The sequence below is a fragment of the Deinococcus aerius genome, assembly GCF_002897375.1.
Taxonomy (GTDB): Bacteria; Deinococcota; Deinococci; order Deinococcales; family Deinococcaceae; genus Deinococcus; species Deinococcus aerius.
In genome coordinates this window covers 132,390-145,090 of the sequence record NZ_BFAG01000008.1, presented here as the reverse complement: position 1 = coordinate 145,090, position 12,701 = coordinate 132,390, and the positions used below count along the sequence as shown (strand labels likewise).

The window sequence follows — 12,701 nt, the reverse complement described above, 5'->3', positions numbered from 1 at the left end:
ACCACCGCTGCCACCCCCCGAGCTGGCTGAACCGCGAGTGGGGGCTCAGGGGAAGGGGCCTCTCATCCCGACTTGCCCTGATTCCAGAACATCCGGCACTTTCCCGGATGTTCTTCCGCCAGCCGGTATTTTTTGCCTCTCGCCCTGCTTCGCAGCTTTGCAAGTCCGCCCGGGTTCGTCTGCGACTCACCGCAATTTCGTATCACTCCACCACGCCGCCGGGTGCCCCCGCCTCCTCCTCTCGCCGCCCCTCGGCCTCGAAGGCGAGGTACAGGCGGGCCAGCAGCGCCGGGTCGTGCAGGCTCCCGCCCAGGGCCTCCTCGGCGCGGCGCAGGCGGTAGCGCAGCGTGTTGACGTGGATGTTCAGCCGCCGGGCGAGGTCGGGCAGGGGACCGGGAAAGCCCAGGTAGGCCCGCAGGGTCGCCTCCACCCGGCCCCCGTCGCCAAGAAGGGCGAGGCGGGCACGCACCTGATCGCGCAGGGTCGAGAGGGCGCCGCCCGCCAGCAAGGCGTACAGCGGGTCCATCGCGTGGTAGGTCGTGAAGGCCCGCTCCTGCCGGGTCGCGGCGAGGGCGTGGCGGGCCTCGCGCTCGGCGGTGCGCGTGTGCCGGATGCCCGGGTGTTTTCCGCTGACCCCCAGCCGCACGTCCCGGGCGGTGCTGGCGGTCAGGGCCGCGTGCAGACCCTGCGCCTCGCGCTCCAGGTCGGCGGGGTGCCACAGCCACACCGCCCGCTCCCCGCGCACGGTCGAGTGGGCCGCGAGGCCGCGTTCCAGGAAGTACCCCTCGCCCACGGCGGCCAGCACGTCGAGCGCGTGGGCCTGGGCGTGCCGGGCCACGGCTCCCGGTGCGGGCGGACGGGCGAGAGCCGCCACCGCCACCGCCACCGGCTCGGGGTCCTCCAGGCGGTCCTCGGGCGCCGTGCCCGAGAGCAGCGCGTCCAGGGTGCGCTCCCCCACCCGGCGCCGCGCCGCCCCCGCCGCCGCCGACTGGAGCCGGGCGAGCAGGGCGTATTCCGCCGCCACGGGCGCCAGGGCCGCCCACGCCCCCGGCACCGCCAGCGTCAGCGTCCCCACGTGCCGCTCCCCACTTGCGTCCCCGTGCGAGAGCCGCAGCGTGACGGGGGGTCCCGCCGCCCGCCCCGCCGAGGCGACCACATCGCCCCAGCTCGCGCGAATCTCGGCGAAGCCCCCGGTCAGCCGGGCGAGCAACGCCGTCAATTCACGCTCGGGCTGCGCGCTCGCCACCGCCCCCCGCAGGGCGGAGAGCAGCGCGGCGACACCTGGCAGCGCCAGCAGGGCGGCGTCGGGAAGCTCGGGGGCAGACGGGGCGGGCATTTGTCCAAAAATACAGGGGATGGTCCCCGGATTCAGCTTTTCACCATTCCCCGCGCCACCGGGGCGGCCTATGCTGAACAACCGACAGTCCAACTTTCCCCTCCACCCCGGAGGTCCCATGAACGGAGTTCACCCTTGAAACTCGCCCGCTTTATCGCCGGGGGCCGCCTCCTGAACGGTCACCTGCAAGACGGCCAATTGATCGACCCCGCCGGAGTTGCCCACGATCCGGGGGCAGTCCAGTTCCGCCTGCCTGTCGATCCCCCCAAGGTCATCGCCCTCGCCCTGAATTACCACGACCACGCGGGCGAGCTGGGCCTGACGCAGCCCAGGGAACCCGCCCTCTTCTGGAAGCCGAACACCACGCTGCTGCCGCACCGGGGCACCGTGATCTACCCGCGCGGCGCCCAGTTCATGCACTACGAGGTCGAACTCGGCGTCATCATCGGGCGCGACGCCCGGCGGGTGAAGGCGGGTGAAGCGCTGGAGTACGTCGGCGGCTACACCATCGGCAACGACCTCGTGGTGCGCGACTACGTGACGAACACCTTCCGCCCGCCCCTGCGCGGCAAGGGCTGGGACACCTTCGGGCCGCTGGGGCCGTACTACGTCACCGCCGACGAGATCACGGACCCGCACGACCTCCGGCTCACCGCGCACGTGAACGGCGAGCTGCGGCAGGAAGGCTCCACGCGCGACATGATCTTCTCCATCCCCGAGCTGATCGAGCACATCTCGCGCTTCATGACGCTTCAGAAGGACGACGTGATCCTGACGGGCACCCCGAAGGGCATCTCCCACGTCCACCCCGGCGACGTGATGCGGCTGGAGGTCGAGGGCCTGGGGGTGCTGGAAAACGACATTCAGGAGGAGGACGACCTCGCCGAGCCCATCACCGGCCAGGAGGCGAGGGAAGGGGAGTGGGACGGGCGGTGAGGGGGATGGGGGCGCCGGAAGCGGGGCTCACCCGCCGAGCTCATGCTGTCGGCATGGCCCGGAACCTCGCCCTGACGCTCGGCCTCGCCCTGTCCGCGCTGGCCGCCGCCGCCCCCCAACACTTCACACAGTCCACCTTCGTCCTCGACGGGCAGGGCTGGCAGCCCGCCGCCGTCCTGTGCGACGCCCCCGACCGGGTGATCACCCTCTCCAACAGCGGCGCGGCCAGCATCGCCGTGTATCGCCGGTTTTTCAAGGCGAACCCGGCGCGCGTCACGCGGACGATGTACAGCGTGGGCGCCCCCGACGGCGCGGCGGGGAGCATCTACCGGCCCCTCTACCCGCTGCGGGACGGGGTGGACACGAGCAAGTACACTTACTTCTTCCGCACCAGCGACGTGCAGGGCACCGCGAGCGGCGAGACGATGGACCGGGTGAGCCTGAATACGCCGCTCGACGGGCGCGTGACCTGCCGGTGGGCGAGCGGCGTGGTCTTCCTGGGGGTGACGGGCAGGCGCACGGTGATCGTCCGCGCGCATGGGGACCGGGTGACGTACACCAGCCGTGACTTCGGCGGGCAAGGGGGGGTGACGGTGACGGGGGGCCAGCACACCCCCGGCGGCCAGGAGGAGTACGCCTGGACTACACCGGACGGCTACACCTACGGGCTGGAGGTCGGCAGTCCCAGCGGCGGCCCCGGCGCCACCCTCACCGTGTCGCGGAACGGACAGACGCTGCGGCGGGAGGGCTTCCTCGCCTACTCGGTCAGCCGCCCGGCAAGAGGGCAGCCGTGAGGATAGAGGCCCTCACGTTGCCCGCCCGCGACCTGGCCGCGCAGAGAACGTTTTACGGCGACGTGCTGGGCCTGCCCGTCGAGACAGACGAGGTGGACGCCCTGAGCCTGCGGGCAGGTTCGACGCTCCTGCGCTTCCTCGCGGGAGAACCGGGCGGCCCCTGCCACTTCGCCTTCAATGTGCCGCAGGACCGCTTCGCCGGGGCGCGGGCATGGTTGGAGGAACGGGCCCCCCTGCTGGCGGACCCGGCGGGCGAGACGAGCTTCCACTCGGAGTCCTGGAACGCCGACATGGTCTATTTCCGCGACGCGGACGGGAACATCCTCGAACTCATCGCCCGGCACACCCTGCCCACTCCCCCGGGCACCGGTTTCGGCGTGGCCGATCTCCTGTGCGTGAGTGAGCTGGGCCTGGTCGTTCCCGATGTGCCCCGGGCCGTACGCGAGCTGCAACACCATCTCGGGCTCCCCGTCTACCGCGAGGGGTCCCCCACCTTCACCCCGCTGGGAGATGAGGAAGGGCTGCTGATCGTGGTTCAGGTCGGTCGCGGCTGGTTCCCGGTGGGGGACCCTGCCCGGCCCCTCTCCTTTCACCTTCAGGGTCGCAACGGAGACCACTCTTTCGACCTCAAGGAGCACCCATGACCCAGACTCTGCATCCCAACCACGACCTCGCCGCCCGGCTGCGCGAGAGCAAGCTTGCGGGCGGCCTGCGCCACTTCATCGGCGGCGAATGGGTGGATTCCCTGGGCGGCGAGACCTTCCAGACGCACACGCCCACCGACAATTCCCCCCTGGCGACGGTGGCGAGCGGCAATGCGGCGGACATCGACCGCGCCGCCCGCGCCGCCCACGACGCCTTTGGGCAGTGGCGCGAGGTGAGCGGGGCCGAGCGCCGCAAAATCCTGCACCGCATCGCCGACCTGATCGAGGCGCGGGCGCAGGAGATCGCCGTATTGGAGAGCGTGGACACCGGGCAGGCCACCCGCTTCATGAAGTCGGCGGCGGCGCGCGGGGCGGAGAACTTCCGCTTCTACGCGGACCGGGCCCCCGGCGCGGCGGACGGGGAGAGCCTGCCCGCCCCCGGCTTCCTGAACTACACCATCCGGCAGCCCATCGGCCCGGTCGGGGTCATCACGCCCTGGAACACCCCTTTCATGCTGTCCACCTGGAAGATCGCCCCGGCCCTCGCGGCGGGCTGCACGGTCGTCCACAAGCCCGCCGAGTGGAGCCCGGTGACGGCGACCCTCCTCGCCGAGATCATGGATGAGGCGGGGCTGCCGAAGGGCGTGCATAACCTCGTCCACGGCTTCGGGGAGAGCGCGGGCAAGGCGCTCACCGAGCATCCCCTCATCAAGGCCATCGCCTTCGTGGGCGAGACGACCACGGGCAGCCACATCATGCGGCAGGGGGCGGACACGCTCAAGCGCGTGCATTTCGAGCTGGGCGGCAAAAATCCGGTCGTGGTCTTCGACGACGCGGACCTCGACCGGGCCCTCGACGCGGTCGTGTTCATGATCTACAGCCTGAACGGCGAACGCTGCACCTCCTCCAGCCGGGTGCTGATCCAGGAAGGCATCTATGACGAGTTCACCGCCCGGATTGCCGAGCGGGCCCGCAATATCCGGGTCGGCGATCCCCTCGACCCCGCCACCGAGGTCGGCCCCCTGGTCCACCCCCGCCACTTCGAGAAGGTCATGGGGTACTTCGACCGGGCGCGGGAGGAGGGCGCCACCATCGCGGCGGGCGGGGAGCGCGTGGGCGGGGAGGGCAACTACGTCTCCCCTACCCTCTTCACCGGGGCGCGCAACGACATGCGGATCAGCCAGGAGGAAATCTTCGGCCCCGTCCTGACCGCCATCCCCTTCACCGACGAGGCGGAAGCGTTGAGCCTCGCCAACGACGTGAAGTACGGGCTGGCCGGGTACCTGTGGACGAACGACCTCACCCGCGCCCACCGCTTCGCGCATGGCCTGGAAGCCGGGATGATCTGGGTGAACTCCGAGAACGTCCGCCACCTGCCCACCCCCTTCGGCGGAGTCAAGAACAGCGGTATCGGGCGGGATGGCGGTGACTACTCCTTCGACTTCTACATGGAGACGAAGAACATCGCCATCTCGCTGGGAACGCACAGGGCGGCGAAGCTGGGGGTGGGGCAGGCGCCCGTGGTGGGGAAGGAGGTGGCGGAGGGGTGAACGGAACGCAGCAACAACCGAAAGCACGAGTTGTAATTCGTAGAAACACAGAGACGGCACGCAGCAGTCATTACGTTTGCTTCAACTGTAGAAAACAGTTTAGAAAACCTTTCGCAACCATCTCTAAGGTTGATCTCTCCGAAAGAGAGATTTCAAAATTCCAGGGCGTTGATGCCGAGGGATTCTCCTACCCTTGCCCGCAATGCGGTCAGGAACTGCAATTGATCGGGAAGAATTTCCGTGCTCCCAAGCAGGGGGACCTGAAGGGCTGGGCAATCGCGCGACAACTTGTGCAAGCTGGCTTCGGTTATGGTGCTGGATGGGCCAAAGGTTCCCCTACGGGGCCGCATCCAACTCGCCTCAAGGATGTACCGGCATTTATCGAGAGAAATCGCCGAAAGACTGCCGGAGAGCAGATTTTGGATCGGTGGCAGGAGAAGCCATGAGAGGGCAAGCTGCGCTTGCCACCCCCCTCCCAGCCTCCCCCGCAGGGGGGGAGGAGTTACAACGCCTCAGCTATACGCGCCAGCACCCCGTCCAGGTTGTCGCGGACCTCGTTGTTCCAGAAGCGGAGGACACGAAAGCTCCGGGCGGTGAGTTCAGCGTCTCGCACAATGTCGTACTCACTTCCGGCGTGGTGGCCACCGTCCAGTTCAATCACCAGCTTCTTCTCGAAGCACACAAAGTCGGCAAGGTAAAAGCCCAACGGTTGCTGCTTGCGAAACGCCACACCCAACTGACCAGCCCGCAAGCGACTCCACAACAACTGCTCTTCGGACGTCATGCCGCGCCGCAACTCCCGCGCCCGCCGATTCTGCTCCGTTCGAGAAAACCGTTCTATACAAGCAGCCTAAAGCCCTCCCCCCTTGCGGGGGAGGGTTGGGAGGGGGGTGGCAAGCGCAGCTTGCCCTCCAAAGGGAGACGCCCATGACCCTCTCCCCCCACACCGTCCTCCTCACCGGGGCCGCCGGGCAAGTCGGCTCCGCCCTCCGCGAGGGCCTGCGCGGCCACTTCCCTATCCTGCGCCTGACCGACAACCGCGACCTGGGAGAGGCCAGGGAAGGCGAGGAAATCGTCTCCGCCGACCTGACCAAGTTCGACGAGGTCCGCGCCGCGATGGAGGGCGTGGACGCGGTCATCCACCTGGGCGGCATCCCGGACGAACACACCTACGAGCGTATCCGCGACGTGAACATGGACGGCACGTATCACGTGTTGGAGGCCGCGCGGGAGGCAGGCGTGCGCCGGGTCGCCTTCGCCTCCTCCATCCACGCGGTCGGCTTCTACCCCCGCTCGGAGAAGGTCGGGCCGGACATGCCCGTGCGCCCGGACACGTACTACGGCGTGAGCAAGGTCTTCGGCGAGGCGCTGGGCCGCATGTACTGGGAGCGGTACGGGATCGAGTTCGTCGCCGTCCGCATCTGCTCTTTTCAGCCCAGGCCGAAGGACGCCCGCCACCTCAGCACCTGGCTCAGCCCCCGGGACGCCGCACAACTGTTCGAGCGGGCCGTGACTGCGCCCGACGTGGGCTTTCTGATCGTCGCGGGCATCAGCGGCAACACCCGGCGCTGGATGACGGAGGAGGGCTGGGACGTGTTGGGCTACGCGCCGCAGGACGACGCGGAAGCCTACGCCGCCGAGGTCGAGCACATCCACGGCGACCCCTCGGACATCACCGAGCAGCGGCAGGGCGGCATTTTTGTGGATTCGGGCTATACGGGCCTGGCGGGAAAGGAGGCGTGAGGTGGCCCTCCTCGAACACGTCGCCTTCAAGGCGCTCGACCTTGACCGCACGCAGGCGTTTTACAAGACGCTGGGCGCGGAGACCTCTCGACACGCCGGTGGTAAGCGGCTCTTCGCCACCTTCGGGAGCGGAACGCGCCTGATCTTCGACCACACGACCTCTCCCCCGGACGTGAGCGCCCTGACGTACCTGGGGCTCGAACTGGAGTCGTTCGGCGAGGTGGACGCCCTGTTCGCCCGGCTTTCCGAACTCGGCCCCATCCGGCGCGACATGCGCGAGCACTACCGCCACGCCACCGGTCCCTACGGCTTCCTCGTGGCCGACCCCGATGGCTACGTCCTCAAGGTCTTCAGGTACCACACCGCCGAGCAGGTTTAAGGAGGCACCCCCTATGGCAGCCATCACCGGACAGCAGTTCCTCAACCGCCTGCGGAAGAACCCGCCCACCCTCTACATTGACGGGGCGCGCGTGGAGGACCCCACCACGCATCCCGCGACGCGCAACATGGCGCACTCGCTCGCGGGGCTGTACGACCTCCAGAACCGGCCCGACCTGCGCGACAAGCTCACCTTCGAGGAGAACGGCCAGCGGTATCCCATGAGCCTGCTCGTGCCGCGCACGAGGGAGGACCTGGCCCGCATCGGCGAGGCGCACCGCATCCGGGCCGACTACTCGCTGGGCTTCCTGGGCCGCGCGCCCGACTACATGAACGCCAATGTGATGGCGGCGGGGGCGGGCGCCAACTACTTCAACCGCTGCGAGGCGAGCCGACCGGGTGACCCGAGGCGCGACTTTGCCGCCAACATGCGCCGCTACTCCGAGTTCGTGCGCGACCACGACCTCTGCCTGACGCACGCGCTGACCAACCCGCAGGTCAACCGGGCGAAGATGGCCTCCGAGCTGCCCGATCCCTACATTGCCCTTGGCGTGGTGGAGGAGCGGGAGGAGGGCATCATCGTGCGCGGCGCCCGGATGATGGCGACGCTGCCCATCGCGGACGAGATTCTGATCTTCCCCTCCACCGTCCTCAAGGAGAACGCCGACAAGAGCCGCTACGCGATGGGCTTCGCCGTGCCCACGAACACGCCCGGCCTGAGCTTCCAGTGCCGCGAGCCCTTCGACGTGGGCCGCGACCCGGAGGACCATCCCCTGGGCAGCCGCTTCGACGAGCAGGACGCCTTCGTGATCTTCGACGACGTGCTCGTGCCCTGGGAGCGCGTGTTCCTGCTGTACGACGTGGAGCTGGCGAACAAGGCGTATGCCGCGACGGACGCCGTGCTGCACATGGCCTATCAGGTCGTGAACCTCAAGATCGCCAAGACGGAGGCCTTCCTGGGCACCGCGCAGAGCATCGTGAACGCCATCGGGAGCGGGGGGTTCCAGCACGTGCAGAGCAAGGTCGCCGAGATCATCATCATGCTGGAGATCATGCGGGCGCTGGAGGTGGCCGCACGCGAGGGGGCGACCGTGAACGAGTACGGCGTGATGACCCCGGCGCGGGGACCGCTGGACGCCGCGCGCAACTACTATCCCGCCGAGTACGCCCGGCTCCCCGAACTGCTGCAACTCCTGGGCGCCTCGGGCATCATCATGATGCCGGGCAAGGCCGACCGCGAGGGGCCGCTGGGGCCGCAGATCAGCAAGTACCTCCAGGCTGGGAACGCCAGCGCCGAGGAGCGCCTGAAGCTCTTCCGTCTCGCCTGGGACATGTCGATGAGCAGTTTCGGCGGGCGCCAGAGCCTCTACGAGAAGTTCTTCTTCGGCGACCCGGTGCGGATGCACTCGGCGCTGTACGAGGTCTACAACAAGGGGCCGTATCTGGAGCGGATCAGCGCGTTCCTGAAGCGGGCCGAGAAGCCGGAGGGGGTGGCCGCCGATGACTGAGCCCCGGCCCGACGTGATCCGCATCGCGCACTCGGTCTTCACCGTCACCGACCTGGAAGCCTCGCGCGACTTTTACGTGGGACTCCTCGGCCTGAATGTCCTGCACGAGGAGGGGAACGCCCTCTACCTGCGCGGGGTGGAGGACCGCGAGTGGACGCTCAAGCTGGAGCAGGCCCCGCAGGCGGGGGTGCGCCACCTCGCCTACCGGGTGCGGGGGGACGCGGACCTCGACGCCCTGGTCGCCCTCGCCGAGCGTGAGGGTCTCCCCTACCGCTGGGAGGAAGACCTCGACCGGCCCCGGATGCTGCGGATGCAGGACCCCTTCGGCGTGCCCGTCGCCTTTTTCCGCGAGAGCCGCACCCACCGCTGGTTATTGCAGGACTACCATCTGCACCGGGGGCCGGGGTTGCAACGGGTGGACCACGTGAACGTGCTGACGCCCGACGTGGAAGGCATGATGACCTGGTACGGCGAGCGGCTGGGCTTCCGCCTCTCGGAGTACACCGAGGACGAGAACGCGCGGGTCTGGGCCGCGTGGATGCAGCGCCGGGGCGGTGTCCACGACCTCGCCATGACGAACGGGGCCGGGCCGCGGCTGCACCACTGGGCCTACTGGATGCCCGACGCCATGAGTATCATCCGGGCCTGCGACATCCTGGCGGGGGCGCGGCAGCCCGAGCGGATTGAGCGGGGGCCGGGGCGGCACGGCATCTCCAACGCCTTTTTCCTGTACGTGCGCGACCCGGACGGCCACCGCATCGAGCTGTACACCAGCGACTACCTCACGGTGGACCCCGACTTCCAGCCCATCCGCTGGATGAGGGACGACCCCCGGCGCCAGACCCTGTGGGGCGCCCGGACGCCGCGCAGTTGGTTCGAGGAGGGTTCGCTGGTGGAAGCCTTCGGGGGCGGCTGGGTCGAGCCGGTCGAGGGGGAGCTGAAGGGGATTCCGGCGCATGTTATTTGAGGTGAAGACGCGGGGGCGGAGAACCGCGCGCTTTTCGCCCCTTCCGCTCGGCGGGGAGGCCTCATGACCCCAGCCCCCGGGGACCCAGCTCCCGCGCCCGGCCTGATCCCCCGCGACTCGCTCCTGCCCAACCTGGAATTCCCCTTTCGTGACCTGAACTCCCGGGTCACGCCGACCGAATGCTTCTACGTCCGCAACCACTTTCCCACCCCGGCCCTGACCGCCGGGGGCTGGAGCCTGACGGTGGGCGGGGCCGTCCTGCATCCCCTGCGGCTGGGGCTGGAGGAGCTGCGGTCCCTGCCCAGCCGCACGGTCACGGCGACGATGGAATGCGCGGGCAACGGGCGCACCTTCCTGTCCCCCCGACCTCGCGGGGTGCCCTGGGAGCTGGGCGCGGTGGGCACCGCCCGCTGGACCGGCGTGCCGCTCTCGGCGGTCCTCGAACGCGCCGGGCTGCCCGAGGTGGTGGCCGCGTGGGAGGTCGTGCTGGAGGGGGCCGACCGCGGGGTCATGACCGAGCCGGTGCCGTCACCCGGCGAGATCAGCTACGCGCGTTCCGTGCCGCTCGCCAAGGCCCTGGACGACGTGCTGCTCGCCCACGAGATGAACGGCGAGGCGCTGACGCCCGATCACGGGTTCCCGGTGCGCGCGGTCGTGCCGGGGTGGTACGGCATGGCGTCGGTCAAGTGGCTCACGGCAGTGAGGGTCGTCCCCGGGCCGTTTCTGGGGTACTTCCAGACGGTGGACTACGCCTACTGGGAGGAGAAAGACGGCCTGCCGCCCCAGCTCCGGCCCATCGGACCCTTGCAACTCAAGGCCGCCATCGCCCGCCCCGCCCCGCGCGAGGTGGTGCCCTGTGGAGTGACATACGAGGTCACGGGCGCGGCCTGGTCCGGTGAGGCCGATGTGGCGCGGGTCGAGGTCAGCGTGGACGGTGGCTGCACCTGGGCAGACGCCGAGTTCCTCGATCCGCCCATGCCTCACGTCTGGCGACGCTGGCGTTTCCGGTGGCAGACGCCGGAGGGACCCGGCTCCCGCACGCTCCTCGCCCGCGCGACGGATACCCGCGGCCGGACTCAGCCGACCTGCCACGACCCGGCGCGCGGCAGCTACATGATCACCCACCCCCTGCCCATCGAGGTGGACGTGCGAGAAAGTTCCCCATGACCGAGAGTACCGAGCGCATCCTTCCGGACACCGAGCTTCCCGACCTGGCCGCCGAGCTGGACGGGGCCGAGGCGAGCGGCGTTCAACTCGCCCCCTTCTCCGAGCGGTTCCCGGGGATGACGATCCCGGACGCCTACGCGGTCCAGAGAGCCTGGGTGGCGCGCAAACTGGCGGGCGGGCGCCGGATTCTGGGGCACAAGATCGGCCTCACCTCCCGCGCGATGCAGGTGGCCTCGCGGATCGACGAGCCGGACTACGGGGCGCTGCTGGACGACATGTTCTTCGAGCCGGGCGGGGACATTCCCCTGTCGCGCTTCGTGGCGCCGAAGGTGGAGGTGGAACTCGCCTTCCTGCTCAGGGCGGACCTGCGCGGGCCCGGCGTGACCCTCTTCGACGTGCTGCGCGCCACCGAGTACGTCACGCCCGCCGCCGAGATCATCGACGCGCGGATTCAGCGGGTGAGCGCGGCGACCGGCAAGCCCCGCCGGGTGACGGACACCATCAGCGACAATGCGGCCAATGCGGGGGTGATTCTGGGGGGGCGGGCGGTTCGCCCGGACGACCTCGACCTGCGCTGGGCCGCCGCCCTCTGCATCCGCAACGGCGTGATCGAGGAAACCGGCGTGGCGGCGGGCGTGCTGGGCCACCCGGCGACCGGCATCGCCTGGCTCGCCAACCGCCTCGCCCCCCATGGCGAGGGCCTGCGGGCGGGCGAGGTCGTGCTGGCCGGGTCCTTCACCCGCCCGGTGGACATCGCCTCCGGGGACGTGTTCACCTTCGACTACGGGCCGCTGGGCACCTTCTCGTGCCGCTTCGCGGGAGAATCGCGCCGTGGCTGAGAACCCCTTCAAAACGGCCCTGACCCGCGGCGACCGCCTCTTCGGCTTCTGGCTGGCCCTGGCCGACGCCTACAGCGCCGAGGTCTGCGCCGGGGCGGGGTTCGACTGGCTGGTGATCGACGGCGAACACGCCCCCAACGACGTGCCCAGCGTCCTGAGGCAGCTTCAGGCGGTCGCGCCCTATCCATCCGCCCCCGTCGTCCGCCCGCCCGTGGGCGACCCCGTGCTGATCAAGCAACTCCTCGACATCGGGGCCAGGAACCTGCTCATCCCGATGGTCGAGTCGGCGGAGCAGGCACGGGAGATGGTCGCGGCCACCCGCTACCCGCCGCAGGGCATTCGCGGCGTGGCGAGCGCCCTCGTGCGGGCAAGCAACTTCTCGCGGGACGCGGACTATCTGCGCCACGCGAATGACGGGGTGTGCCTGCTGCTTCAGGTAGAAACCGCCACGGCCCTGAAAGCATTGGACGACATCGCGCGGACAGACGGGGTGGACGGCGTGTTCGTCGGCCCCGCCGACCTCGCCGCGAGCATGGGGCATCTGGGGAACCCGGGGCACCCGGACGTGCAATCGGCCATCCGGGACGCGGCGGCGCGGGTTCGCGCGGCGGGCAGGGCGGCGGGCATCCTGGCGACCGACGAGGCGGTGGCCCGGACCTACCTGGAGTGGGGCTACACCTTCGTCGCGGTGGGCGTGGACGTGCTGCTGCTGGCCCGCATGACGGGCGAGCTGGCGGCGAGGTTCAGGAGCTAGGCGGTTTGCTCGTCACATGACGAGCAAAGGGAGGCGCGTGGACCTGAAGGCTTCTGGACCCGGTTCCACGCCCTTCCACACGAGT

14 protein-coding genes are annotated in these 12,701 nt (G+C 69.5%); 12 read left to right on the top strand and 2 right to left on the bottom strand.

Annotation, left to right across the window (positions count from 1 at the left end; genetic code table 11):
* Window positions 1-202: 202 nt before the first annotated feature.
* Window positions 203-1,336 carry a PucR family transcriptional regulator gene (locus DAERI_RS12260; RefSeq protein WP_103129710.1) on the bottom strand — a complete coding sequence of 378 codons (1,134 nt, stop codon included), beginning with the start codon at window positions 1,334-1,336 and terminating at the stop codon, window positions 203-205.
* Between the two features lie 135 nt (window positions 1,337-1,471).
* Here DAERI_RS12260 and DAERI_RS12255 point away from each other — a divergent pair, with 135 nt between their 5' ends.
* Genes DAERI_RS12255 through DAERI_RS22025 form a run of 5 tightly spaced genes read left to right on the top strand, consistent with a single transcriptional unit; the run spans window position 1,472 to window position 5,706 of the window.
* On the top strand, window positions 1,472-2,272 hold the full coding sequence (locus DAERI_RS12255) for a fumarylacetoacetate hydrolase family protein (RefSeq protein WP_103129709.1): 801 nt from the start codon (window positions 1,472-1,474) through the stop codon (window positions 2,270-2,272).
* A gap of 53 nt (window positions 2,273-2,325) precedes the next feature.
* A complete protein-coding gene (locus tag DAERI_RS12250; RefSeq protein ID WP_103129708.1) occupies window positions 2,326-3,066 on the top strand; it encodes a hypothetical protein in 741 nt (246 codons plus the stop codon).
* The gene (locus DAERI_RS12245; protein ID WP_235610361.1) at window positions 3,063-3,710 is read left to right on the top strand and encodes a VOC family protein; all 648 of its coding nucleotides are present in this window, start codon (window positions 3,063-3,065) and stop codon (window positions 3,708-3,710) included. The genes DAERI_RS12250 and DAERI_RS12245 overlap by 4 nt, the downstream gene beginning before the upstream one ends.
* Window positions 3,707-5,260, top strand: coding sequence for a 5-carboxymethyl-2-hydroxymuconate semialdehyde dehydrogenase (gene hpaE, locus DAERI_RS12240; protein WP_103129707.1), 1,554 nt, complete (start codon window positions 3,707-3,709; stop codon window positions 5,258-5,260). Before DAERI_RS12245 ends, hpaE begins: the two co-directional genes overlap by 4 nt.
* Window positions 5,257-5,706: a hypothetical protein gene (locus DAERI_RS22025; protein ID WP_133162028.1), complete on the top strand. Its 450-nt coding sequence runs from the start codon at window positions 5,257-5,259 to the stop codon at window positions 5,704-5,706. The genes hpaE and DAERI_RS22025 overlap by 4 nt, the downstream gene beginning before the upstream one ends.
* Window positions 5,707-5,762: 56 nt before the next feature.
* Here DAERI_RS22025 and DAERI_RS12235 read toward each other — a convergent pair whose 3' ends face one another.
* The gene (locus DAERI_RS12235; protein WP_268806487.1) at window positions 5,763-6,101 is read right to left on the bottom strand and encodes an endonuclease domain-containing protein; all 339 of its coding nucleotides are present in this window, start codon (window positions 6,099-6,101) and stop codon (window positions 5,763-5,765) included.
* Window positions 6,102-6,187: 86 nt separating this feature from the next.
* Here DAERI_RS12235 and DAERI_RS12230 point away from each other — a divergent pair, with 86 nt between their 5' ends.
* The 7 genes from DAERI_RS12230 (at window position 6,188) to hpaI (ending at window position 12,616) form a co-directional block, all read left to right on the top strand.
* Window positions 6,188-7,003, top strand: a complete 816-nt coding sequence (locus DAERI_RS12230; protein ID WP_103129705.1) for an NAD-dependent epimerase/dehydratase family protein — start codon at window positions 6,188-6,190, stop codon at window positions 7,001-7,003.
* 1 nt (window position 7,004) lies between these two features.
* A complete protein-coding gene (locus DAERI_RS12225) occupies window positions 7,005-7,382 on the top strand; it encodes a VOC family protein (RefSeq protein ID WP_103129704.1) in 378 nt (125 codons plus the stop codon).
* Between the two features lie 13 nt (window positions 7,383-7,395).
* Entirely contained in the window at window positions 7,396-8,889 is a 1,494-nt protein-coding gene (gene hpaB / locus DAERI_RS12220; RefSeq protein ID WP_103129703.1) for a 4-hydroxyphenylacetate 3-monooxygenase, oxygenase component, read from the top strand.
* Window positions 8,882-9,856 (top strand): 3,4-dihydroxyphenylacetate 2,3-dioxygenase, encoded by a 975-nt coding sequence (gene hpaD / locus DAERI_RS12215; RefSeq protein ID WP_103129702.1) that lies wholly within the window; start codon window positions 8,882-8,884, stop codon window positions 9,854-9,856. Before hpaB ends, hpaD begins: the two co-directional genes overlap by 8 nt.
* A gap of 63 nt (window positions 9,857-9,919) precedes the next feature.
* Window positions 9,920-11,023 carry a sulfite oxidase gene (locus DAERI_RS12210; protein ID WP_103129701.1) on the top strand — a complete coding sequence of 368 codons (1,104 nt, stop codon included), beginning with the start codon at window positions 9,920-9,922 and terminating at the stop codon, window positions 11,021-11,023.
* Window positions 11,020-11,862: a 2-oxo-hept-4-ene-1,7-dioate hydratase gene (gene hpaH, locus DAERI_RS12205; RefSeq protein ID WP_103129700.1), complete on the top strand. Its 843-nt coding sequence runs from the start codon at window positions 11,020-11,022 to the stop codon at window positions 11,860-11,862. Before DAERI_RS12210 ends, hpaH begins: the two co-directional genes overlap by 4 nt.
* A complete protein-coding gene (gene hpaI / locus DAERI_RS12200) occupies window positions 11,855-12,616 on the top strand; it encodes a 4-hydroxy-2-oxoheptanedioate aldolase (RefSeq protein WP_103129699.1) in 762 nt (253 codons plus the stop codon). The genes hpaH and hpaI overlap by 8 nt, the downstream gene beginning before the upstream one ends.
* Window positions 12,617-12,701 lie beyond the last annotated feature (85 nt).

Excerpts from the sequence above, each read along its gene's own strand:
- hpaD (WP_103129702.1), top strand. The coding sequence starts at position 8,882 with ATGACTGAGCCCCGGCCCGACGTGATCCGCATCGCGCACTCGGTCTTC.
- DAERI_RS12260 (WP_103129710.1), bottom strand. The coding sequence starts at position 1,336 with ATGCCCGCCCCGTCTGCCCCCGAGCTTCCCGACGCCGCCCTGCTGGCG.
- hpaE (WP_103129707.1), top strand. The coding sequence starts at position 3,707 with ATGACCCAGACTCTGCATCCCAACCACGACCTCGCCGCCCGGCTGCGC.
- DAERI_RS12230 (WP_103129705.1), top strand. The coding sequence starts at position 6,188 with ATGACCCTCTCCCCCCACACCGTCCTCCTCACCGGGGCCGCCGGGCAA.
- hpaB (WP_103129703.1), top strand. The coding sequence starts at position 7,396 with ATGGCAGCCATCACCGGACAGCAGTTCCTCAACCGCCTGCGGAAGAAC.
- DAERI_RS12250 (WP_103129708.1), top strand. The coding sequence starts at position 2,326 with ATGGCCCGGAACCTCGCCCTGACGCTCGGCCTCGCCCTGTCCGCGCTG.
- DAERI_RS12210 (WP_103129701.1), top strand. The coding sequence starts at position 9,920 with ATGACCCCAGCCCCCGGGGACCCAGCTCCCGCGCCCGGCCTGATCCCC.
- hpaH (WP_103129700.1), top strand. The coding sequence starts at position 11,020 with ATGACCGAGAGTACCGAGCGCATCCTTCCGGACACCGAGCTTCCCGAC.